Annotated in this window: 24 protein-coding genes and 1 pseudogene; 11 read left to right on the plus strand and 14 right to left on the minus strand. The window is 59.4% G+C overall.

The window, feature by feature from the left end:
* Positions 1 to 56 precede the first annotated feature (56 nt).
* Both QEO92_RS32670 and QEO92_RS32675 read right to left on the minus strand, forming a co-directional pair.
* Positions 57 to 224: pseudogene (locus QEO92_RS32670) on the minus strand (HU family DNA-binding protein); the annotation flags it as partial.
* Between the two features lie 137 nt (positions 225 to 361).
* On the minus strand, positions 362 to 469 hold the full coding sequence (locus tag QEO92_RS32675; RefSeq protein ID WP_210058826.1) for a hypothetical protein: 108 nt from the start codon (positions 467 to 469) through the stop codon (positions 362 to 364).
* A gap of 290 nt (positions 470 to 759) precedes the next feature.
* Between QEO92_RS32675 and QEO92_RS32680 the strand changes: the two genes are divergently transcribed.
* Entirely contained in the window at positions 760 to 1,008 is a 249-nt protein-coding gene (locus QEO92_RS32680) for a helix-turn-helix domain-containing protein (RefSeq protein ID WP_210058827.1), read from the plus strand.
* Positions 1,009 to 1,037: 29 nt separating this feature from the next.
* On the opposite strand, the gene QEO92_RS32685 is transcribed toward QEO92_RS32680, so the two are convergent.
* On the minus strand, positions 1,038 to 1,352 hold the full coding sequence (locus tag QEO92_RS32685; protein WP_210058828.1) for a hypothetical protein: 315 nt from the start codon (positions 1,350 to 1,352) through the stop codon (positions 1,038 to 1,040).
* Between the two features lie 391 nt (positions 1,353 to 1,743).
* Between QEO92_RS32685 and QEO92_RS32690 the strand changes: the two genes are divergently transcribed.
* Both QEO92_RS32690 and QEO92_RS32695 read left to right on the plus strand, forming a co-directional pair.
* Positions 1,744 to 2,067, plus strand: coding sequence for a type II toxin-antitoxin system RelE/ParE family toxin (locus tag QEO92_RS32690; protein WP_210058829.1), 324 nt, complete (start codon positions 1,744 to 1,746; stop codon positions 2,065 to 2,067).
* The gene (locus QEO92_RS32695; RefSeq protein ID WP_210058830.1) at positions 2,064 to 2,345 is read left to right on the plus strand and encodes a helix-turn-helix domain-containing protein; all 282 of its coding nucleotides are present in this window, start codon (positions 2,064 to 2,066) and stop codon (positions 2,343 to 2,345) included. Before QEO92_RS32690 ends, QEO92_RS32695 begins: the two co-directional genes overlap by 4 nt.
* Before the next feature lie 107 nt (positions 2,346 to 2,452).
* On the opposite strand, the gene QEO92_RS32700 is transcribed toward QEO92_RS32695, so the two are convergent.
* From QEO92_RS32700 to QEO92_RS32710, 3 genes are all read right to left on the minus strand, one after another.
* Positions 2,453 to 2,947, minus strand: a complete 495-nt coding sequence (locus QEO92_RS32700) for a Rossmann-fold NAD(P)-binding domain-containing protein (RefSeq protein WP_210058831.1) — start codon at positions 2,945 to 2,947, stop codon at positions 2,453 to 2,455.
* Between the two features lie 78 nt (positions 2,948 to 3,025).
* The gene (locus QEO92_RS32705; RefSeq protein ID WP_210058832.1) at positions 3,026 to 3,682 is read right to left on the minus strand and encodes a GNAT family N-acetyltransferase; all 657 of its coding nucleotides are present in this window, start codon (positions 3,680 to 3,682) and stop codon (positions 3,026 to 3,028) included.
* A 159-nt stretch (positions 3,683 to 3,841) separates the two neighbouring features.
* Complete coding sequence (locus QEO92_RS32710) at positions 3,842 to 4,132, minus strand: DUF2285 domain-containing protein (RefSeq protein WP_210058833.1); 291 nt, start codon at positions 4,130 to 4,132, stop codon at positions 3,842 to 3,844.
* 593 nt (positions 4,133 to 4,725) lie between these two features.
* Here QEO92_RS32710 and QEO92_RS32715 point away from each other — a divergent pair.
* The 4 genes from QEO92_RS32715 to QEO92_RS32730 all read left to right on the plus strand — a co-directional run bounded on the left by QEO92_RS32715 (position 4,726) and on the right by QEO92_RS32730 (position 10,191).
* Positions 4,726 to 6,723, plus strand: a complete 1,998-nt coding sequence (locus QEO92_RS32715; RefSeq protein ID WP_210058834.1) for a ParB/RepB/Spo0J family partition protein — start codon at positions 4,726 to 4,728, stop codon at positions 6,721 to 6,723.
* Between the two features lie 144 nt (positions 6,724 to 6,867).
* A complete protein-coding gene (locus tag QEO92_RS32720) occupies positions 6,868 to 7,680 on the plus strand; it encodes an N-6 DNA methylase (RefSeq protein WP_210058836.1) in 813 nt (270 codons plus the stop codon).
* A gap of 530 nt (positions 7,681 to 8,210) precedes the next feature.
* Positions 8,211 to 9,491, plus strand: a complete 1,281-nt coding sequence (gene repC / locus QEO92_RS32725; RefSeq protein ID WP_210058838.1) for a plasmid replication protein RepC — start codon at positions 8,211 to 8,213, stop codon at positions 9,489 to 9,491.
* Between the two features lie 367 nt (positions 9,492 to 9,858).
* Entirely contained in the window at positions 9,859 to 10,191 is a 333-nt protein-coding gene (locus QEO92_RS32730) for a DUF736 family protein (protein ID WP_210058839.1), read from the plus strand.
* A gap of 79 nt (positions 10,192 to 10,270) precedes the next feature.
* Here the strand turns inward: QEO92_RS32730 and QEO92_RS32735 are convergent, their stop codons facing one another.
* Positions 10,271 to 10,774, minus strand: coding sequence for a helix-turn-helix transcriptional regulator (locus QEO92_RS32735; RefSeq protein WP_210058841.1), 504 nt, complete (start codon positions 10,772 to 10,774; stop codon positions 10,271 to 10,273).
* A 616-nt stretch (positions 10,775 to 11,390) separates the two neighbouring features.
* Here QEO92_RS32735 and repA point away from each other — a divergent pair.
* The 3 genes from repA (at position 11,391) to repC (QEO92_RS32750) (ending at position 15,093) form a co-directional block, all read left to right on the plus strand.
* A complete protein-coding gene (gene repA / locus QEO92_RS32740) occupies positions 11,391 to 12,590 on the plus strand; it encodes a plasmid partitioning protein RepA (protein ID WP_210058843.1) in 1,200 nt (399 codons plus the stop codon).
* A gap of 65 nt (positions 12,591 to 12,655) precedes the next feature.
* On the plus strand, positions 12,656 to 13,651 hold the full coding sequence (gene repB / locus QEO92_RS32745) for a plasmid partitioning protein RepB (protein WP_210058844.1): 996 nt from the start codon (positions 12,656 to 12,658) through the stop codon (positions 13,649 to 13,651).
* A 158-nt stretch (positions 13,652 to 13,809) separates the two neighbouring features.
* On the plus strand, positions 13,810 to 15,093 hold the full coding sequence (gene repC, locus QEO92_RS32750; RefSeq protein ID WP_210058846.1) for a plasmid replication protein RepC: 1,284 nt from the start codon (positions 13,810 to 13,812) through the stop codon (positions 15,091 to 15,093).
* Here repC (QEO92_RS32750) and QEO92_RS32755 read toward each other — a convergent pair.
* From QEO92_RS32755 to QEO92_RS32785, 7 genes are all read right to left on the minus strand, one after another.
* The gene (locus QEO92_RS32755) at positions 15,086 to 15,568 is read right to left on the minus strand and encodes a ProQ/FINO family protein (protein WP_210058847.1); all 483 of its coding nucleotides are present in this window, start codon (positions 15,566 to 15,568) and stop codon (positions 15,086 to 15,088) included. The two genes, repC (QEO92_RS32750) and QEO92_RS32755, sit on opposite strands and share 8 nt — an antisense overlap.
* 307 nt (positions 15,569 to 15,875) lie before the next feature.
* Positions 15,876 to 16,322: a hypothetical protein gene (locus QEO92_RS32760; protein ID WP_227705936.1), complete on the minus strand. Its 447-nt coding sequence runs from the start codon at positions 16,320 to 16,322 to the stop codon at positions 15,876 to 15,878.
* Positions 16,323 to 16,438: 116 nt separating this feature from the next.
* Entirely contained in the window at positions 16,439 to 17,581 is a 1,143-nt protein-coding gene (locus QEO92_RS32765; RefSeq protein WP_210058849.1) for a tyrosine-type recombinase/integrase, read from the minus strand.
* A complete protein-coding gene (locus QEO92_RS32770) occupies positions 17,578 to 17,868 on the minus strand; it encodes a DUF7673 family protein (RefSeq protein WP_210058850.1) in 291 nt (96 codons plus the stop codon). The genes QEO92_RS32765 and QEO92_RS32770 overlap by 4 nt, the downstream gene beginning before the upstream one ends.
* 84 nt (positions 17,869 to 17,952) lie before the next feature.
* Positions 17,953 to 18,165, minus strand: coding sequence for a type II toxin-antitoxin system prevent-host-death family antitoxin (locus QEO92_RS32775; protein ID WP_407722205.1), 213 nt, complete (start codon positions 18,163 to 18,165; stop codon positions 17,953 to 17,955).
* A 12-nt stretch (positions 18,166 to 18,177) separates the two neighbouring features.
* Entirely contained in the window at positions 18,178 to 18,555 is a 378-nt protein-coding gene (locus QEO92_RS32780) for a type II toxin-antitoxin system VapC family toxin (RefSeq protein ID WP_210058851.1), read from the minus strand.
* The gene (locus tag QEO92_RS32785; RefSeq protein ID WP_210058852.1) at positions 18,552 to 18,845 is read right to left on the minus strand and encodes a type II toxin-antitoxin system Phd/YefM family antitoxin; all 294 of its coding nucleotides are present in this window, start codon (positions 18,843 to 18,845) and stop codon (positions 18,552 to 18,554) included. The genes QEO92_RS32780 and QEO92_RS32785 overlap by 4 nt, the downstream gene beginning before the upstream one ends.
* A gap of 179 nt (positions 18,846 to 19,024) precedes the next feature.
* On the opposite strand from QEO92_RS32785, the gene QEO92_RS32790 reads away from it, so the two are divergent.
* The gene (locus QEO92_RS32790) at positions 19,025 to 20,176 is read left to right on the plus strand and encodes an RHE_PE00001 family protein (RefSeq protein WP_210058854.1); all 1,152 of its coding nucleotides are present in this window, start codon (positions 19,025 to 19,027) and stop codon (positions 20,174 to 20,176) included.
* Positions 20,177 to 20,310 lie beyond the last annotated feature (134 nt).

The following is a 20,310-nucleotide window of genomic DNA, read 5'->3' on the forward strand; positions in this document are numbered from 1 at the left end:
ATCAGGTTTGTCCCGGAATATAAATCCCGTACAAACAATTACTTAGGCGACTTTCACGTCGCACTGATTTTGAACTTGCCGAACGACGGGATGGACGTCTCAGCGCCCGCCTGGGCCGCGTCGGCGATCTGCTTGAAGACACTTTCGACGATCGTCTTGGCCTGCGCCTTGGTCAGGTTCTGCTCGGACGCGATCTTGTCGGCGATTTCGTTGGTGGTGGTCATGGAAGGACGGTCTCCTTAGTTGTTGCCCTTCCGGTATGACGATGAAGATGCGGCAACGATAGGGACCTCAAAGCAGCATTTCCTCTGAAGCCTAAGAAAACCACAGGAAATCGCGGATCACGTGCCGTCGGCGACGACTATCCGGAGCGCTGGACGTCACGGTAGCCCCGCCGCCTTTTCGTGCGTTCGAGCCGCGACAGCGCCCCATCCGCATCCACTTGAGCGTCGAAGCTCTCCATCTTCATCTGGCCGGTCGACCCGATCCGGCGTCATTGATTCACGGCCGTTATGGATTTGCGCCGGGACAGAAGGCTCGGGGCGAGACGGCTCAGCCGCACGGGTCTATGCGCAAGCGCACCGAAACCTTGAAGCGGTTTCGTTCCCTTTCGATTGCGATCGTCTCGCATGGCTGCGGCCGTTTCGGCCGGGCTTCTTCGGCAAGCCTCACGCTAGAACTGACGTGCTCCACGATGATTTATTGTCCCGGCGGCGATCAAGTGTACAATCGGCGTGTCGGAACAGGAGGCTCGCTCTCATGGCAAACACTCTGGAGACCAAAGTCCTGCGAAACATGGCGTTGGCCATGGAGCGGGAGAGAGAAAAGCGGGGAATGACCGTGACCGAATTGGCGCGACTATGCGAACTGACCGAATCCGACTATCTCGGCATTTTGGATGGCTCCGTGAACCTGCGCTTGAGCGCGATCGATCGCATCAGCAACAATCTTCGCATCCACCTGGATGAACTGATTGGCGGCCAATCCCGGAAGCTCAGTCTGAGCTGAGCGTGGCCGAGACCTGGCCGCACGATCGATCATGCAATAGGCGACACACTTGACGCGGTGTCAGACGTTTCTTCTTCCTTGGCTGTTCGCCGGCCAATCGTTGATCGTATCCGGTTCAGGACCAGCAGCAGGAAAGGGACATCCTCCCAGCCAACGTCGACCTCGAATAGCATGTCGCTGTTGCGGTTGCGCCAGCGAACCTCCTCCCTTGTCACGAAAGGTGTGGCAATTTCGGCGAGGGCGGCGAGCGGCGTGAAGATGAGAACGCAGAACAGGCTTGCGGTCTTCATTTGCATGTTCAAGGATGCCTTCGCGTGGCGGGCGTCCAGACGGATGATCGGCAATCCTTCCGCCTTGAGCGCGTGCCAATGCCAGGTGAAAGCGGACCGCTCTCCAGTCCTATCCGGATCGCGTTCAGCGCCTTGGCCTTGATCGCTTCTGAAATTCCCTCCGGGGCCGAAGGACGTGTGCCCTGCCAAACGATCTTGCCATCGCTGCCAATAACACACACACTGACCCGCAATTATCCCATGTCGGCCCGGGCTTTCTCTTCGGGCCGCTATGCTGACCCTCTTGCGGCTGCCCTTCTTCTGCTCCTGCGCGACGAGAATTCCCGAAATCCGGCCTGCGCTCTTCAAATCGCTGGACTGACGTCAACTGCCCTCGCCATTTTTCTGACATTCGCGAGTGATTTATGCCCTAGCCAAGATGTATCGGATTTGATACAGTTTGCCCATGAAGGCAATTGAATGGCTTGGAAGCAGCCGCGCGGATGTTCGGTCGTTTCCCGACGATGCGCGTGTAGAGGCGGGCTGGCAGCTCGAACTTGTCCAGCGCGGCGACGACCCCGATGACTGGAAACCTATGCAGGCCGTGGGGCCAGGCGTCAGAGAAATCAGGATTCGTGAGGCATCGGGAGCGTTCCGCGTCATCTATCTGGCAACAGTAGAGGATCGCGTTCTGGTACTGCATGCGTTCCAGAAGAAGACGCAGGCCCCCTCAAAGAAAGACCTTGATTTGGCGGCCCAACGGCTGAAACGATGGAAGGCAGAACGATGAACGTAGAAATCTATGAAAACGTCTGGGATGCTCTGGCGGACACGGAACAGGAGGCCGCGAACCTGAAGGCGCGCTCGGCGCTGCTCTACGAAATCCGTAAGGCAGTCCACCGCTGGGACGTTCCGCAGGAGGAGGCCGCCAAGCGGCTTGGTCTGACGCGCCCCCGCACCAATGATCTGCTGCGCGGCAAACTCGCCAAGTTCTCGCTTGACGCGCTGGTCAACATCGCTGCATCAGCGCATCTGGATATTGAAATCCGAGTAAAAGAGGCAGCGTGATCGTCCGGGTGTCGCGAGCTTCGGGCAGCCCGTCCGAAAACTCGAACAGTGATTCCGAAGGTTAGCTTGCGCCTGGGTTTTTGGACGGTCTGCCCGAAATCTGCTACCTACCGAATCCCGGCGAGTTCGCCGACGATACCGGATTTTCCGGTCTGAAGAGCTTCGATCGCACCTGCGCTGATCTCAGCATTCGTCAACCAGCGCCGCCCGCTTGCTGTGGGCATACCTCCGAGGCGCACCGTAGCAACATTGCCCGCAGACTCGATCAGCTCGGGACTACCATCCATGCTGCCGAGAACGAGAACCACGCGCGCCTTGGAAAGCAACGGCATAAGCCAAGCTAAAACCGGCTCCGGATCATGAATCCAAAGCAAAGCGTTGGCGATCTCACTACCGTCTTCTATGGCGGCCCGGACCTTTGCAGAGAACCTGGGATCATTCCAGTCGGCATCAATCGCATGGACGATCCCGTTTGCTCGGAACTGGCCGGCTCTCCTGGAAACCAGTACTGTCTTTCGAGAACGGGCGATCAGCCACAGCGTGGCCCCCCGAAGCATTCCGGTTCCACCTATGATGAGCGCAGTTTCCACTGTGTCGTCCATAATCATGCCCCTTGTTCGACGGCCGCGCCGGCGAACATTTCTCGCCGCGGCGAGGGCGATGCCCTCGTCCCGACACCGTCAGGATGCCGTAGCGCGCAGCGCCGGCCATAAGGTGGCCTCGGCCGGGACCGGAGCCACGCGCAGCGGCTCCGCCGCGAGCATGGCGAGGACCCACCCGTTGGGTGGCACGAGCGCTATGGCAGCAACCTGGGTGAGAAAAATATCATCCATCCTTAGAAAATCAGGATGGTAATTCGTCTTTATCGCTGAACGTTTTTTCCGCCCCATCTGAAGCGACCAAACGTCGAACCCCATGCGGTCGTAAAACGCTCGGGCAGCTTCGTTCCTGGCGGCGACATTCAAGCTGACCATATCGATTTTCTCGGTTTCAGCCCAATGCGACATATGATCGACCAGAGCCGCGCCGAACCCCTGCCGTCGCTTCGTTTCATCCACGCCGATCGCCATTATGAAGGCAGCTTTCTGAAAAGTCGCGCCCTCATGCCCCGTGGCATCGAGAACCCTAATCGCGTTCATTCCGACAACCTGGCCGTCTTGCTCAACAAGGAAAATCGTGCAGCCATTGACGATCCTGCGCAAATAATCGTCGGTCGGCTCGGCCTGCTCTGGTTCGGGCTGCCCATTCGCCCACCAGATCTGACGCAATAGCTTTGTTACAGCCCCCTCATCGTCTTCCGTCGCAATCCTGATTTGGCGGCCTGAAAACTTGCCCATGCTCTGACTTTTCACTGCGCAGGTGCCGCCACGGTGATGGTGCAACCCTGCTCCTTCTTCGCCTCCGGCCGGTGCTATGCCGATTTCTCGAACGCCTTCATCTTCCGGACTGCGCCTGTCGTTGCAGGTCCGTCGGCGCGGCCAGCAAGCTAATGGCACTTAGTGGAAGAACCGGCGATCGAACCGATGCCCATCGCCAAGCAAATGCTTGTAGCCGGTATGCGTCATCCATTCGGCTCGTTGCATATGGGATTCCCAACACAGGAAGCTGCGCTCGCGGTCGGCCTCCGTATCCCGGTGCAGAATGATCCGAGCCGCCTCTTCCCAATCGGCACCATCGGCCTTGGCATCCAGCAGCCGGATATAGGCGACCCGATGTTGCCAGTCGTAGTCCGTGAAATCCTCAGACCACGGAACCTCGTCCGCGAACTCAACATCCCGTTCGCTCATATGTTCGGCCTCGCACCTTGAGAAACATCACGATCGTCGCTCTTTTTTCTCGTTGATGCAATCTCGCTGCTCGAGACCGGCGTTCAATTCCTTCAGCGGTGCCATGGCGACCGGCATCAGGCCGCCGCGGTGTGGCTGCGGCGCGGTTCCATCAACATCGGATTGCTGCTGATGGGAATAGGGCCACCGCCCGTTCCGGCCGGCCGCGCTCTATGCCGATGGCACGGAGCCGGCTTTAGGCCGTCTCCGCCGATCCCGGTGACGATCGCTTGTCCAGCGGGCGCTCACGCACCCGGCATTGAGGCCCGTTTCGGGCCGCACTTCTTGTTTCCGCCCCATGACATCGCCGCCCAGGCCAGTCAAGCGGCCCGTGAAGGCGGGGAATCTTCCGCTCCAGTCCGCAAGCGGACCCGAGAAGATTCTCCGCCTTCCGCTCCACGCCGCTTGACAGCCCCGTTCGCCGCCGTGGGGCGGGCTTTCGCCCTCCCCCCTCTTTCCGGGGGAATGTCAGAGGCCATTCCCCCGGAAAGACCGGGAAGGCTTCGCCCGAGGGGGCTTGCCCTTCGGGAAACGGCAAATCCAGGAGACAGACAATGACCAACAACCAAGCAGCAACCGAAACCTTTTTCGCGCCACTGAACAAGCTGGACCGCGATCCAAAGAACGTCCGCAAAACCTACAGCAAGGAAGGCATCGCCGAGATGGCCGCGACCATTCGGGCCGATGGCTACCGGCTCCTGCATAACCTCATCGTCCGCAAGGGCGACAAGAGGGGTCGGTTCTTCGTGACCGCCGGCGGTCGCCGGCTTGCCGCCCTCTCCCTCTTGGCCGAGGCGGGAGAAATCGCCAAGGACTACCTCGTCGAATGCAAGGAACGTAACGAGGCCGAGGCGACCGAAATCAGCTTGATCGAAAACACGAGCGTCGAGGCCATGCATCCGGCCGATGAATATGAGGCTTTCCGGGTCATGGCTGATGGTGGGAAGACCGTCGAGGACATTGCCGCCCGCTTCGGAACGTCCGAAACCAAGGTCCGCAAACGTCTGGCGCTGGCGCGGGTCTCGCCCGTCTTGCTCGACCTCTATCGCAACGAGGAAATGAGCTTCGAGCAGCTCTCCGCCTTCACCGTCTCCGACGACCACGCAAAACAGGTTGAGGTCTGGAACAGCCTTCCGTCCTGGAACCGCGATCGCCGGTCGATCAGGTCCGCATTGCAATCGGACGCCATCACGGCCAGCGACAAGCGTATCAAGTTCATTGGTGGGATTGACGTCTATGAAGCCGCAGGCGGAACCGTCAAACGTGACCTTTTCGATGAACGGAACAGCGGCTATGCCCTCGACGTCGGCCTTGTCGAAAAGCTGATGGCGGACAAGCTTGAGGCCGAGGCCGAAAAGATCCGCGCCGAAGGGTGGAAATGGGTGGAGTGCGTGAGCGAGCTTCCGCGAGAGGCGCACTACATGTCGCGCCTCTATCCCGCCAGTGTGCCGATTACCGATGAACAGCAGGCGGAACTGGACCGGCTTGAAGAAGAATATGCCGAAATCGAGGAAATGATCGAGGCAGGCGTTGCCGACGACGAGGCCGAGCCCCGCGCCGAGGCCATTCAGGCGAGAATGGCAGCCCTCATGGAGCCGTCAGAGGCTTATGACCCCGACGGCCTGGCCATGGCCGGATGCTATGTCCTCATGGACTATTACGGAAATCTCTCCGTCGAGCGCGGGCTGATCCGGATAGAAGATGAACCGGACGAGGCGGACGACGAAGCCGAGGGTGCGGACAGCATCGATGAGCCCGTCACACGGCAGGATGAGGAGAAGCAGGAACCTGTCTTCTCGCTTTCGGCCGCGATGGTGCAGGAATTGACAGCGCAGAAGACCGCGATCATCCGCGCAGAGCTCGCCCACAATCCCGAGGTCGCGCTTGCCGCAGTGGTGCATGCGATGCTGACGGACCTGTTCAACAGCTATGGCAGCAATGACGAGACATGCCTTGAGGTGAAGGTGAAGAGCGAACGGCTCGAAACCAGCATCAAGGATCCCGCTGCTTGCAAGGGCATCGCGGCGATGGACGATCTCAAAGAAAACTACGGCCACACCGTTCCCGGCAATCCCCGCCATCTCTGGGATTGGTGCCTTGAGCAGCCGACCGCGACGCTTCTCGACTTGCTTGCCTATGCAGCCGCAAGATCGGTCAATGCCCTGCAACTCCCGCACTTTGAACGCAAGGTGCAGCGGGCGCACGCCGAACGGCTGGCACGGGCGCTCAAGATCGACATGACGCTATGGTTCGAGCCGACCGCCGACAATTATTTCGGGCGGATCAGCAAGACCGGAATGGTGCAGGCCGTGACCGAAGCCAAGGGCGCGGATTTTGCGTCCGGAATATCCGGCATGAAGAAGGCGGACGCAGCCGCTTTTGCCGAACGGCAGGTAGCCGGAACCGGCTGGCTGCCTGCGCTTCTGAGGATCGAGCCGGTTTCGGAAAGTGGTGAGGTCGGTCTCTCCTACCCGGAGGGCGACGATTGCCCGTTCGATGTGGATGAACAGCCGGACATCGAAAACGACGATTTTTCCGACGCAGCCGAATAATCGGTCGCCGCAGGTCGCGCCAGTCTTCGGCGCGGCCTGCTTCACCCACTCTCCCCGATGATCGTGCCGCAAACAGATCGGCCGCCTTATCCACTGCCGACGGCGAAGCGCGCCTTGCGGCCCCCTTCCGTTTCAGGTGATCCCATGACCTCCGCCCGCCTCAACTCCATCGTCAATTTGTTCGAAAGCTGCCGCTACAAGCACGACCTCTACACCGTCTTCGGTGACTGGTGCGAATGCGCCGCGATCTCGATGAGCAACGCCGTCGATCTCGCCCATTTTGAAAAACGCGAAGCTCGCTATCTCGAAATCGCCAACAGATATGATGCCCGAACGATGAGCGATTTCTCCAAGATCATGGGCGAAGTGGTCATGGCGCTGGAAGAGAAGCCGCATGACATTCTGGGTGCGACGTTCCATGCGCTGGAATTGCACAACAAGGCACGCGGCCAGTTTTTCACGCCTTATCCGATTTGCCAGATGATGGCGCGAATGGTGGCCGGAAGTCCCGAGGACATGAGAAAGTCGATCGAGAGAAGAGGCTTTCTCATTGCTCACGAGCCAGCGGTGGGCAGCGGCGCCATGATTATCGCTCTTGCCGAGGCCGTTCTCGATGCAGGATTCAACTATCAGCAGCTTCTTCATGTGACCGCCGTCGATATCGACCCACGCGCTGTCCACATGGCCTATATCCAGTTCTCGCTTCTCCACATCCCGGCAACCGTCATCATCGGAGACACTCTGGCTATGCGGTTCTGCGAGGACTGGCACACGATGGCGCACGTCATGGGCGGCTGGTCGTCGAGGCTTGCGGCAGCCCTGCAGGACGGTGGGACGGACGCGACATCCGGTTCCCTTCCCACGGGTGCCGCGACGGTCGCCGTCAAACCGCCGCTGCCGACCCGGGAGCCGCAGACACCCACCGTCGAGAAGAACGGTCAGCTGCGGCTATTCTAGCGGCCCACACCACATCAGGAAGTCGTCGCAAGGGCTGGTTCGCACCGGCCCTTTTTACGGTTGAGGGGAGGCCCCATAGCCCCCCTCCCCTCAAGCACCCCTCCCCGCCCTCTCAATCAGAAATAATCGTGATCTCGCGCCAAATTGCTCTGATCAGAACGATGCCGACGGACATCGAAGACGCAAGGGCAGCTTGATACGTCCTGAGATTACTTGAAATACGCAGGTGGTCCCGTTGGCAATTTGGGATGAGTTGCCGATTGTTGCGCCAATTTGGCTGCGAAGGTATGGTTTCGAGATTGGTAGAATCGGAGCGTGATTCCACCATAGCTATTTTAACAAGTTTACGGAGAAGAGAAACCCGGCCCAGAAAAGAGAAACCGCTCCCGAACAAGTCCGGAAGCGGGAATCTGCAAGATAACAATAAGCCAATCCGTTTCTTGCAGATCCTCTCTTCCATGTCAACGATAAATGCACCTTTTCGGTGAACGGCGAAGCTTTGCCTGGTCCCTGAACAGGAGACGAGAACGATGGGCAACGCCATCGATGATCTGCGACCGGCCGGTCGCAGAATAACCCCTTTGCGCGCCGAATTCAGCCGGCGTGCGCGGTCAACCGAAGTAGGGTCCGTGACGCGCGCGCAGCTGTCCATGCTTGCCCAGACCCTGACCTGCACAGGACTGATCAACGGGAGTGAGAGTCATCTTCTCGTGGCACTCATCAATACGGCGCCGGCGGAAGCTTTCGACAAGTCAGGAATCCCGATCGTGTTCAAGTCGAACCGGCAGCTCGCCTTCGAGATCGGCCGCTCGGCCGGCCGGGTAAGCCGAATGCTGTCGAGGCTATTCGACGTCGGTCTGATCACCATGCAGGACAGCGGCAACTACAAGCGCTATCCGGTGCGAAACGGAGAAGGTGAAATCACGGATGGATGCGGGATCGATCTGCGTATCCTGATCGCGCGATATGCGGAACTGGACCAGTGGGTGAAAAAGGCGCGGGTCGAGAAAAAGGCGGTCGACGCCGCGTTGCGGCGGTACCGGGGGGCGCTGCGCACCGCCCGCCACGCGATTGTTGCCGCGACCGGTCTTCCTGAGATGGTTCTTCAAACGATAGGACGCCGGATCGAACGCCTCACCAAATTCGTCGGGCTCGCTCCGAAAGCCACGAGCGAAACGCTACGCCGAGCAACCGTGCTGCTGGATTGGCTCGTCGACCGCCTGATGAGGATCCCACGTCGAGTGTTGGATCCAGCTTCCGAGCCGGGAAAAATGACATGCCCGAATGCCGTAAACGACATGCACAGACAGAATACAACCCCTCATCAATCTGCATTTAGTAACGAGAAACGGCGTTCGGCTTCCGCCGAACAACCTCGTTTGCAAGATGCCGGCTCCGCCGACGAATGGGCTTTTGAAGAAAGCCTGAAGCAGCCGTCCGACCAGGTCAACGATCTGCGGAACCAGCCGCAAGACGCCGTCGCATTGCGGGACCTTCTGGCGGCGGCGCCGACGCTGAGGGAGTTCGGCTATAGCCCGACACGCTGGGCCGAACTCACGCGGCTGACGCCAATTCTCTGCCGGTTCGCGGGGATCTCCGATGATGCCCGACGCCGCGCCGTCGAAAGCATGGGCGAGCGGCAGGCCGCGGTCGCGGTGGCGATCACCCTCGAAAAGACAAACCGCCACGAAGTCACCTCGCCCGGGGGTTATCTGCGGGCGATGACCGCACGCGCCGCCACCGGCCGGTTGCACCTGGCCCGATCTGTGTTCGGTCTTGCTGCCCGCCATCGGAGCTGGTCGAGCCCTTGATCAACCCGTCTGCTGAACTAAGACCAACTGGCGCGCCAATATGCTTCGCGATTAGTCCTTAAATGGCTGAAAAATCGTTGCGCGATGAAAAATCGTGATTAATATTGGCGCGCCATCGGAGGTAGCATCGTTGAAGGGCACGTATGATGATGCCGACAAGCCTGGTCAGATCCCCCTCCCCGATCGTTGGAACGGGCATCGGTGGCCCGTCCCTCGCCGCGACATTAGACGGGGGCTCCTGAAATTTCAGTGCCTTGCACCGACGCGCACCAGACATCGCGCTGCTCCGGGCCGTAGGCTGCCTTCAGCCGCGACGCCGCTCTGACCGCGCAACGACCATCGCAACCAGCACGGAGGAATGATAGACATGACCACGACCAACTTCATCCAGTTCGATTCCGACGACTTTGACGTGGCAAATGGCAAGGGCCTCATTTCGACAATCGACCGCGATATCGACATCAAAGTCGTTCCCTTCGCTTCCGAACACCCCGATGCGCCAACGCACCGCGTCTATGCGCGGTCGCCTCGCGGGCATGACATAGACATCGGCGGCATTTGGAAGAAGAAGAATGCAGCCGGCAAGCCATACAGGACGTTGTCACTCAAGCGCATTGGCTACAACGCCAATCTGGGCCGGTTCCCGGGCCAGGACGATCCAACCCTGCAGGCGATCATCGAATGGGATCCGCGCGATTGATCGAGCGCGCTCCCTCTGGTCGGGGCCAACCTTCATGCGCGAGGACGAGATTCTCTCGGCGCGCCGGACTTCGCTTGCTTTATCCCCGGTCACTCCCGTGGTCTGATTTGGACGCGGATTTTTCGACGTCTTCGGGCGCGAGCTTCGTGAGGATGCGAATAAGGTCGCGAAGCGTGTCGGTGGGTATGTTGCGCAGGAGATGGGCAATTGTCAGGCGGTCCCTCGCCTCCTCCTCCGTCCGGCCCCAAAGATGCGGCGCCGCGTCGAAGATCATGTCCATCGGCGTGAAGCCCAGGAGTTCGCATAGGTGGATCATCCGCGTGACGGTCATTTTTGAGAACGCCCGCTCGTATCGTCCGTAGACCGACTCCGATAGGCCAAGCATCGGCGCGAGCTCACCGCGGGTCAGACCCTCGCGTTCCCTCGCCCGTTTTAGAAAGGCCGAGATCCTCTCCTCCATTTCACCAAGGCTTGTGATGCCGTCGAAGCCCGGTCGCCGACAGATCGGCTTGTTTTCAAGTTCGGGATCGGTCGTCTCCACCAGACCACGTGAAATTTTGTAGCTCGTCAGATCCTTCGTCACCGACCCTCCTTTAGACTCAATCGCTCGCGGCATTATGCTCACATCACAATCTGCTGGCATCACCCGCTTGGGTGCCAATTTGGATAGAAGCCAATACAGATTGCGCGGTTTTATGCTGATGTGCTGGTTTTGACCAGAGCCAATTTGGTTCAGCAAACGCTCACAGAGCGGGCTTTTGTTAAGACAACCTCCGGCTCTCGCAGATCGGAAGGTTCGCGTTCATGAATTCGCGATAAACCCGTTCGCGCTCTGCGAAAATTGCCGGATCAGAACGTGTGGTCGGTTGCGGAAGAGACAACCTCGATTGTCTGATCGCGACGGTTCGTGGTACAGAAGCGGCGCGTAGTCAGTTTCAATTTCTATGGCATTTTCGGGGTGAATTCATCGAGCTGAGCGCTGGGATAGTCGACCCCAAGCCATCCGGTGTCATGCGCAAAAAGGTGTGATTCCCCCGACGATGAAGCTCGCTGTGGGATAACTCCGCAGCGATATCTCGTCCCCTTCTCAAAATCTTACCTGCCCGTTAACCTTAAATTCCTTGCGCGATGGAGAGAATCGCGGATAATGACGGCATTCGGGCCAATTCTGGCCAAATGCCGTTATTTGGGGAAAGTTGATGAACGCGGTGGCCGCCCAGACGAAGGTTGGGTTTGACGACACGATCCTTGCACAGGGCCGAGAGATCTCCCGAAGGCTGAATCAGCTGCGGATCGAAAACTTCCCACCGGACGCAAAGAAGACCCTGCGTCAATTCTCGTTGGCTGAGGCAGCATACTTTCTTGGTGTCTCCACGAGCAATCTAAAGAAACTGCACCTGGAAGGCAAAGGTGTAGAGCCGACTGTGCATGCAGGAGGTCGGCGAAGCTATTCGGCTGAACAGATCCGAGAGCTCCGGCGATGGCTCGATCAGAACGGGCGCTCCGAAGTGAAAAAATATGTTCCCTCCCGCCGCGGGAACGAGAAGCTCCAGGTCATTGCTGTCGTCAACTTCAAAGGTGGTTCTGGCAAGACGACTACAGCAGCGCATCTCGGCCAGCATCTCGCGTTAACGGGTCATCGGGTCCTATCGATTGATCTCGATCCCCAGGCATCCTTGTCGGCGCTATATGGCATCCAACCCGAACTCGATCATTATCTCTCGATCTATGAAGCCATCAGGTACGACGACAGTCGGGCTCCCATTTCCACCCTTATAAGACCGACGAACTTTCCGGACCTCGATATCGTTCCTGCGTCCCTGGAACTCCAGGAATATGAGTACGACACGCCTCTCGCGATGCAGAAAGGCAATGAGGGAAAGCTGTTCTTTAATCGGATTGTCAACGCGCTGGACGAGGTTGACGCGCGCTATGACGTCGTCGTGCTCGATTGCCCCCCGCAGCTTGGATACCTGACACTAACAGCATTGTCGGCCGCCACGTCCGTCTTGATCACCGTCCATCCGCAGATGCTGGATCTCATGTCGATGTCCCAGTTTCTGTTGATGCTCGGTGACATTATCAAGACCGTAAAGCAGGCGGGCGGCGATGTTGACCTCGATTGGTTTCGTTATCTGATTACTCGGTACGAGCCCACCGACCTGCCGCAGGCGCAGATGGTAGGGTTTATGCAGTCAATGCTGACCCCCCAGATGCTCAAAAACGAGATGCTGAAGTCGACCGCGATCTCGGACGCGGGGCTTACAAAACAGACCTTGTATGAGGTGGAGCGATCCGCGATGAACCGCGCCACATACGATCGGGCGATGGAATCGATGGAGGCTGTGAACAGCGAAATCCGCGAACTTATCCATGAGGCTTGGGGCAGGATAAAATAGACTGCAGTCTAAATCCCAAAAAAAGCGCTGTTATACAGATAGTTAGCTTCTTCTGAGGACGGGTAATGGCAAGAAAGAATATTTTCGACCGGGTGATGCAGGATATCTCGACAGAGGATGCCACCGCTGAGGTCTCCCCTGCCCCGCGCCGCTTCGGGGCCTCGAAATCCATTTCGAGCTCAATCGACGAGCTCGCGCGGCAGGCGGCGAAAGTGGCGGACGGCGAGGCCATTGTTGAACTCGACCCGGAGCTTCTCGACCGATCGTTCATCTCAGACCGCATGACCGATGAGGAGGATGATGATTATCGCGAACTCTTCGAAGCCATAAAGGCACAGGGTCAAGATACTCCAGTTCGGGTTCGACCAAACCCGAAGTCACCAGACCGCTATATGATCGTCTACGGGCATCGACGTGTTCGCGTCGCAAGGGAACTTGGCCGGAAAGTCCGCGCAATCGTCAAGGAGATTGACGACGAAAGCCACGTCATAAGCCAAGGCCAGGAAAATTCGGCGCGAGCGAACTTGAGTTTCATCGAGCGTGTCTCATTTGCGGATCGCCTGGAGAATCTTGGCTATCGTCGCGAGACGATCCAGGCGGCTTTGTCGCTGGACTATCAGACTCTGTCGAAAATGCTGACCATTCCCAAAGCAATCCCGCCTGAGGTGATATCGGCAGTTGGGCCTGCCAAGGGCGTTGGCCGCGACCGGTGGCTTCAGATGCGCAAGCTCGTCGAAATTCCAAAGAACAAGGCAGCGGCTGAGTCCTTTGTAAAGGAAGAAGAGTTCGCGACCGCGCCTTTGGAACAGAAATTCGACCTGCTTTTCGATCACCTTACCAAGGGGGCGAGGAAGCCCGTAAAAAAGGCTTCCAATGTCCAGCCGCGCAGGCTGTGGACGACCGAAGACAAATCAGTGACGGTCGCACAGAAAGCGACAGGCAAGTCTACGACTTTGGTTTTGTCAGCGCCGAAAGGGCCAGCGTTTGGTGCATGGATTACCGCTAATCTGGAGAGCCTCTACGAGGCGTTCCGATCATCAGAAATGAAACAAGGAGACTAGCGCGCAAAAGAAAAAGGCCCCCAAACGTCGCCGTCGTGGAAGCCTCTCTCGTTATCTGTGACAAGATCGAGAATCGCATTTCCCCGACTCACAGTCAAGAGTCCTTGAGCGTCATTTTGGCGAGCTGACTTCTTTTGCCTTAGCGAAGGTGAAGGAAAATGGAGAGTGGAAGTGTGACGACGCCCTTTGGGCGGCGGCCGATGACGCTTGGCATGTTTGCAAGTCAGGTCGCGTCGTGTGAGATCGAACCGGAAAAGTCGGTCGATAAATGGAAGCTCTATCGGGCGCTTTGTGAGGCCAGGCCTCTGCTCGGGGTTTCGGACAGAGCGCTCGCCGTGCTGAATGCGCTGTTGAGTTGCTATCCCCCCAGGGAGTTGGCTGAAGAGCGCGGACTCATCGTCTTTCCTTCGAACGCCGAGTTGTCGTTGCGCACGCACGGCATGGCGGAACAGACGATCCGGCGACACTTGACCGCTCTCATCGAAGCAGGCTTGATCATCCGGAAGGACAGCCCGAACGGCAAGCGCTATGCGCACAAGGATAGGGCCGGCGAGATCAATGAAGCTTTCGGCTTCTCCCTGGCACCTCTCTTGGCCCGATCGGAAGAGATCCAGCGGCTGGCGGCGGACGTGGTGGCTGAACGGCTGCTTTTGCTGCGGCTGAAGGAGCGGCTAACACTCTGCCGGCGTGATATAACAAAGCTGGTCGAGGCAGCGCTTGACGAAGGTGTGTCCGGTGACTGGGTGGCGATAAGCGAGGATCTTCGTAGCCTTGTGCAGCGTCTTCCGCGGCTTCCGACAGTAGATCAACTCCGCAGCTGCCTGGATGAGATGGAGTTTCTCCGCGAAAACGTGGTTAACAAACTGGAAAATCAGGTAAAAGCACAAAATCAAAGCGGCAATGCCTATCAAAATGAGCGGCATATACAGAATTCAAAACCCGACTCTAACTCTGAATCTGAACCAAGCTTCGAAACGAAGCAAGGCGCGAAATCCGAGGTCCACATCGACGACCAAGCCGAACCGCAAGGCCCGATAACCCGACGAAAACAATCGAGGACCGAGAGGGGAGGGACGGAAGAGCGCGGCAGCCTGAAATCGTTCCCGCTCGGCCTGGTGCTGCAAGCCTGCCCGCAAATTTCAGATTACCTGCCGGGGGGAGGGGCGATCAACAACTGGCGCGATCTGCAATCGGCCGCGGTTGTCGTTCGTTCGATGCTGGGGGTCAGTCCGTCGGCCTACGAGGAGGCCTGCGCGACTATGGGACCGGAAAATGCCGCGACGGTACTGGCCTGCATTCTCGAACGGGGAGGGCACATCAACTCGGCGGGTGGATATCTACGCGATCTCACACGGCGGGCCGAACGGGGGGAATTCGCGCTCGGCCCGATGCTGATGGCACTGCTGCGCGCTAACGGAGCGGTGGCCCGGCGTGTCAGCTGACGGTCCGGCCCATTGCGCTCGTGCCACCGAGAAGAGTCGCTCGAATCCTGTCGGTCTTGTTCGGAGGCGGAGGTGGTGCAGTTTCGGCATCGGCCGGGTGATCCTGGACGTCCCTCCGCTTCAGGCTGAGAAAGCGTTTTTGGGCGACCAGTCTGTCGGCGGCGGAGAGCGGCTCCACCGGGTTGCCGTCGATATCGTGTCGCATGGAATCGGGTTGGGCGCTCGCGAAATAATACCGTCTGGTGTGGACGAACGCACCGACGGCGCGGCGCAGCCGGGTGACACCCACGTCGGGTTTCAGAAGCGGACGTATCTCATCGAAGAGCCCGATGGCAAACGGCCGGATCGGATCGCCTGGCGCTGCCGGAAGAATACCGATCGGGCGGGTGAGGAGCGAGTTGATCACCTCCGCCTTCCGTATATCCGCGTCGGTTGCCGCAATCGGTCCGCAGCTGATCGTCCAGGGCTTATCCATTCCCTCTCCCACTTTTGCTGGAGCCTCTTTAAACTCCTATTGTGAACCGAATTTGTCCCCGCCCGGCCTCCGGTACCGGCGCCCCGGTCGTCTTCTGCCGCTCGGCGCTCAAGTCTGAGCGATGCGACGGGGACGTTAGGGACCCTATATGATAGCCGGGGAGGGAGATTTCCATGCGTCGATGCACGTTTGCAGCAGATCGGCCTGTGCTCTTTCCAAGGCAATGAAAGCCGTCGGCGTGCCGCAATATGAGCGTCGCCTGTGGAGGGCAAAGCCCAGTCGCGTCAGAGCGTGTAAGATGCCGTTCTCAGCGACGGTTCCTACGAAACATAGCAATCAGCCGATCCGCAGTCTCAAGATGGCAGTCCTCCAATCCGTTGATGAGGAGGACTTGGCCGAGAAAAAAGGTCAACTGCAGAGTGAAGATCGCAACGGCAATCGCAAGCCCGATGGTCGGCCAAGAAGCGGGAAACGCACCCCAGAAGATCGCGACCACAAGCCAGGAAAGGAGAATTTGTCCAATCAATGCCCCAGCTTCCACATATCGCCGGAGCATGAACGGGTCCGATTTCCGCTTCCATGGAAGCGTCATTTGTCGCCCTTCGATGCTTTGCCGCTCCCTGCGACCCGCGGCCTCCGCGGCGCGCTGTCTTTGACGCGCTTCGAACCGTTTCCTGAGATCAACTTTTGCTGATTTGTAGGCCATTCTCGATCCGCCATGCTCAATCTGACCGTTACGATTCGTAAGGTACAACGACGGGACTCCGCAAGGCAGCGGCGAATAATTACCCGTCGTCTTCGCTGTCGCTGATGTCCGAAGGATCGTCAGTGCCGCTAACAGGGAGGTCGTACCTCGGATTTTGCAGTCAATCAAATCAGCCGCGCCGCACGACCGCTGCGCCGGGTGGCGCTGTTGTAGTAGCTCGATGCCTGCTGGATGGAGCGATGACGGGATTGGTCCATCGCTTCGAGCAACGGAATGTCACGCAAGGCGGCTTCGGTGAGATAGCCGGATCTGAGGCCATGCGCCGAAAATTCGCGAGGCTCCAGCCCCGCCATTTTCGCCCGCCGCTTCACGATGTCGTTGACCGCCTTCGGATCCAACGCCCGCCGGCTGGCTGTGCCCCACCGGTCGATCGCCCGAAACACACTCCCCTTGGAGATCCGGGCGGCCGCCAGCCATTCGTTGAGGGCCTCGACCGGCTGCCCGGTCAGATAGACGACCTCCTCGCGGTCGCCATCGCTGGTCTTTGTCCGTCCGAGTTGGATCGACACCGCGGGAAGCTTCGTTCCATCCTGCAATTCCACCGGCTCCTCGACGGTAATCTGGTCGCGGCGTAATCCGGCAACCTCGCTTCGCCGCCGACCACCGGAGCCGAAGGCGACCATCAGCAGAGCACGGTCGCGCAGATCGCGCAGGCCATCGCCCTGGCAGGTGGCAAGGATGCGGTCGAGCACGTCGGCGGTCACGGCCTTGGCGCTCTTGCGTTTGCGCGGCCGTGCGGCGGCTCTTACCGCAAGCCGGATTGCCGACTTGAGGGGAGGGGCGGTGAAAGCGCCTTCGAGGCCTCGCCATTTGGTGATCGTCGACCAGCTCGCCAGCCGCCGGCGCACGGTGGACGGTGCGTGGGGTCCGCTTGATCGCAAGAAGCCCTGATCGCGAAGGCTCTGCTCGACGGCTGCCGGCATGCCATGGTCTGGCTCGACCTCACGTTGTTCGAGTCGCCAGAGGTGGTGGGCGACGAACTTCAGGAGAAGTGCTTCGGGGGCCGGCCAGGGGAGGGGGCTTCCGGTGGCGGCCAGCCCCCAGGCCTCCAGATAGGCGAGGTCCGAGGTCAGTGCCCGCAGCGTATTGTCGCCCATGCCCTCGTTGACGAGATGGCGAAGCGTTCCGATATCCTGATCGGTGAGCAGCTCGGCAAGTTCATCGCGGCGATCGGCCGGCAGGACAGCGGCGATGGTGTCGAGTTCCCCGGCACGGCGGTCGACGGCGGATGCGCGTCCGGCCTTCATCGCGACGTCTCACTCTGCGGCCGCCAGCGGGCGATGATCTTTTCGATCTCGCCGCGGTAATCATAGGGGTAGACGACATCCTCTTCGCGGGCGAGAAAGGTGAAGATCGTCGCCATGTCCTCGCCGATGTGAGGATCGACATTGGCGAGATCGGTCAGATCGAAGCCGCCATGCTCCTCGGCGTTCCACCAGGCGAGCAGGAAGTTGGCGACGCGCCGGCCCTGTCCGGTATCCTCATGGGCGACATTCAGCAGTTTTTCGAGGGCAAATCTCACTCGGTCTTCCATAACAATCCTCTCCCCGATCGTGTCGGGTTGCTGAGCGTGGCAATTCACAGCCCTCATTTGGGCAGGCCGTGCTCGTCATAGAGATCATCGTGGCTGGAGGTCGCATCGGAGGGGACCCCGGCCCTCGGCAGCCAGCCTCAGGAACGCGTCCATCGTCCCGTTTTCCCTGGCGATCGATGTCAGCGCCGCGATCGGCCGCCCCTTGCGGCAGATCAGGATCTCATCCTGCCGCACAGAGAGTTCAATCAATTCCTCGAGCCGCTCCGCGGCCTCGGTAGTTTCAACCAGGATCTTCATCTTCAGCGCATTTCACCAGACACGTTCATGGAGCACCGCGTCGAAGACCACATCCGTCGAGACAAAAGTGCAATGCTCCAGCCGGGCCTGGGCAGCGAGAATCCGGTCCCAGGGATCGCGGTGATCCCAGTCGAAGGAGGCCGCCAGCTCGGCATGAAGATCGCTGATGGCAAGCGCCTGCAGCCCGCTGGCCGTCACCGCGGCGCGCAATTCCTGCGGCTTCAAATCAAGTTTCTTCAGGCGCATCTTGTTGTCCAGCTCATAGAAGGACACGGCGCTGACCAGGATAATGTTGGCCTTGTCCTCGATCAGCATTCGGGCTTTTGACGAAAGCCGGTCGCTGCCGATCGTCCACCAGTAGACGGCGTGGCTGTCGAGAAGAACCTTCATGCCTTGGACTCGCGGCCGGCCGGTCCGCCCTTCCAGACGCCGGTATCGTCGTTGAAGTCGCCGGCGTCGATCGCCGCCTGCTCGACATCCTGATCATCGAACAGATCGTCGGGCAGGCCGCGCCGGCGCAACAGGCCGAAGGGACGTTTACCGGCAGGGTCGGCCGGGCCGATGCGGGCGTAAACATCGTTGCCGCGCATGATGACGATTTCTTCGCCCTGGTGGGCGCGTTCGAGGACCTCAGCGAAGTTCCTGCGCGCCTCGCTGATCTTGTAGCTGGTTTGCGGCATGATTGCCTCCGCCTGTTGCCGATCCGGCGAGACTAGCAGGTTTGTCAGGCGCGTACAATCCATATGTACACGTCACTTCCGATAAGGGTTACTTATCGATGGTTAGGACCTCGACCCATGAAACTATGCAGTGACGGACACAAATCCTTCACTAGTGTCCGTGTAGCAAATCATTTACCATGATTTCAATGTCTTACGATTTGGCCAAATTGCCCATCCAGAGCCTGCTGAGACCGATTTCAGACGCAGGCTCAGCTTTGTCCCGTCTGGACGAGCGCATTGCCCGTTCACCGGTCGGTGAGGGTTTTGTCGAACGCTCGCATTTCACCGACGCCTGCGCTTCGCTGTGGATCGACGGAGAACTCGTCCATCTCGAGGACCTCGTCCTGCACGACGCGACGAAGGATATCCGCACGCCGACCCATGAGCTGACAATCGCCCGCGACGTCCTGAAAACCCGCCGGCGCATCGCCGCGCAGACACCCGGCTGGGCGCTGTCGCCGGACGGTCTTCGCAGCCTCCGCGGCCAGACTACGTCTGGGGCGGCCGCTGACGAGCTTCCTCCCGGAAGTCCTGTTGAGGTGGATGGTCGAGAGCCGGACATGGCGTCGGCCGGAGAAGGGGAGGGGGAGGACGGCGATGGTAGCGGTATTCTACTCGACGCCGAGTTCGCTGCCATCGATGCGGTGCTCGCCCGCTCGGACGCTGCTATCGAACAAGCAAAACGGACCGGCCGCGTCGGCGGCCGCGAAAAGGATCCGATGGTCTACGATCTCGACTGGGATGAGGACGAGCGGCTCGACGAGTGGCGCGGCGTGCTGCGGCAGATGCAAGACCTGCCGGCGGCGTTGCAGGCGGTAGTCGCCCTCGATGCATGGAATGAATTATCGGTACTGCAGCATGCGGCCTGGCTCGGTCGGCTTCTCGCAGGATCGATCCTGCGTCAGGCTGGGCTGACGACTGCGACGCATCTGGCCGCCTTCAATTTTGGCCTCAAAACTGTGCCCGTCGATCGACGCCGGCATCGCGATCGCGAAACCAGGCTGCTGGCCATGCTCGCCGGTATCAGCGCCGCGGCGGAGCTCGGCCTGAAGGAACATGATCGCCTGGCGCTGGCGCGAAAAATGATGGAGCGAAAACTGGTCGGGAAGCGCACCTCGTCAAAACTCCCAGGGTTGATCGAGTTGGTTATCTCGCGGCCGCTCGTCTCCGCCGGTATGATCGCGAAGGAGCTTGCCGTCACGCCGCGGGCGGCGCTGCGGATTGTGGATGAATTGGGATTGCGAGAGATGACGGGGAGGGGGAGGTTTCGCGCATGGGGTGTCATTTAGACGTATCTTCACGGCAAGCCGCTCAGGCCAGCGTAGATTGACAGCGCTACGCGATAATCGATCAAGTGTTTTCCGTGTGGGTATGCGGTCACGAATTGCTTGATCTCCAATGGGGAGAATGAAAACTCCGAGGG

The sequence above is a fragment of the Neorhizobium petrolearium genome (assembly GCF_029854435.1).
Lineage (GTDB): Bacteria > Pseudomonadota > Alphaproteobacteria > Rhizobiales > Rhizobiaceae > Neorhizobium > Neorhizobium petrolearium.

Excerpts from the sequence above, each read along its gene's own strand:
- QEO92_RS32785 (WP_210058852.1), bottom strand. The coding sequence starts at position 18,845 with ATGCCGCAAACCAGCTACAAGATCAGCGAGGCGCGCAGGAACTTCGCT.
- QEO92_RS32715 (WP_210058834.1), top strand. The coding sequence starts at position 4,726 with ATGACCAACAACCAAGCAGCAACCGAAACCTTTTTCGCGCCACTGAAC.
- repA (WP_210058843.1), top strand. The coding sequence starts at position 11,391 with ATGAACGCGGTGGCCGCCCAGACGAAGGTTGGGTTTGACGACACGATC.
- QEO92_RS32680 (WP_210058827.1), top strand. The coding sequence starts at position 760 with ATGGCAAACACTCTGGAGACCAAAGTCCTGCGAAACATGGCGTTGGCC.
- QEO92_RS32700 (WP_210058831.1), bottom strand. The coding sequence starts at position 2,947 with ATGGACGACACAGTGGAAACTGCGCTCATCATAGGTGGAACCGGAATG.
- QEO92_RS32705 (WP_210058832.1), bottom strand. The coding sequence starts at position 3,682 with ATGGGCAAGTTTTCAGGCCGCCAAATCAGGATTGCGACGGAAGACGAT.
- QEO92_RS32695 (WP_210058830.1), top strand. The coding sequence starts at position 2,064 with ATGAACGTAGAAATCTATGAAAACGTCTGGGATGCTCTGGCGGACACG.
- QEO92_RS32775 (WP_407722205.1), bottom strand. The coding sequence starts at position 18,165 with ATGAAGATCCTGGTTGAAACTACCGAGGCCGCGGAGCGGCTCGAGGAA.
- QEO92_RS32755 (WP_210058847.1), bottom strand. The coding sequence starts at position 15,568 with ATGGATAAGCCCTGGACGATCAGCTGCGGACCGATTGCGGCAACCGAC.
- QEO92_RS32720 (WP_210058836.1), top strand. The coding sequence starts at position 6,868 with ATGACCTCCGCCCGCCTCAACTCCATCGTCAATTTGTTCGAAAGCTGC.
- QEO92_RS32780 (WP_210058851.1), bottom strand. The coding sequence starts at position 18,555 with ATGAAGGTTCTTCTCGACAGCCACGCCGTCTACTGGTGGACGATCGGC.
- QEO92_RS32790 (WP_210058854.1), top strand. The coding sequence starts at position 19,025 with ATGATTTCAATGTCTTACGATTTGGCCAAATTGCCCATCCAGAGCCTG.
- repB (WP_210058844.1), top strand. The coding sequence starts at position 12,656 with ATGGCAAGAAAGAATATTTTCGACCGGGTGATGCAGGATATCTCGACA.
- repC (WP_210058838.1), top strand. The coding sequence starts at position 8,211 with ATGGGCAACGCCATCGATGATCTGCGACCGGCCGGTCGCAGAATAACC.
- QEO92_RS32770 (WP_210058850.1), bottom strand. The coding sequence starts at position 17,868 with ATGGAAGACCGAGTGAGATTTGCCCTCGAAAAACTGCTGAATGTCGCC.
- repC (WP_210058846.1), top strand. The coding sequence starts at position 13,810 with ATGGAGAGTGGAAGTGTGACGACGCCCTTTGGGCGGCGGCCGATGACG.
- QEO92_RS32765 (WP_210058849.1), bottom strand. The coding sequence starts at position 17,581 with ATGAAGGCCGGACGCGCATCCGCCGTCGACCGCCGTGCCGGGGAACTC.
- QEO92_RS32675 (WP_210058826.1), bottom strand. The coding sequence starts at position 469 with ATGAAGATGGAGAGCTTCGACGCTCAAGTGGATGCGGATGGGGCGCTG.
- QEO92_RS32730 (WP_210058839.1), top strand. The coding sequence starts at position 9,859 with ATGACCACGACCAACTTCATCCAGTTCGATTCCGACGACTTTGACGTG.
- QEO92_RS32690 (WP_210058829.1), top strand. The coding sequence starts at position 1,744 with ATGAAGGCAATTGAATGGCTTGGAAGCAGCCGCGCGGATGTTCGGTCG.
- QEO92_RS32710 (WP_210058833.1), bottom strand. The coding sequence starts at position 4,132 with ATGAGCGAACGGGATGTTGAGTTCGCGGACGAGGTTCCGTGGTCTGAG.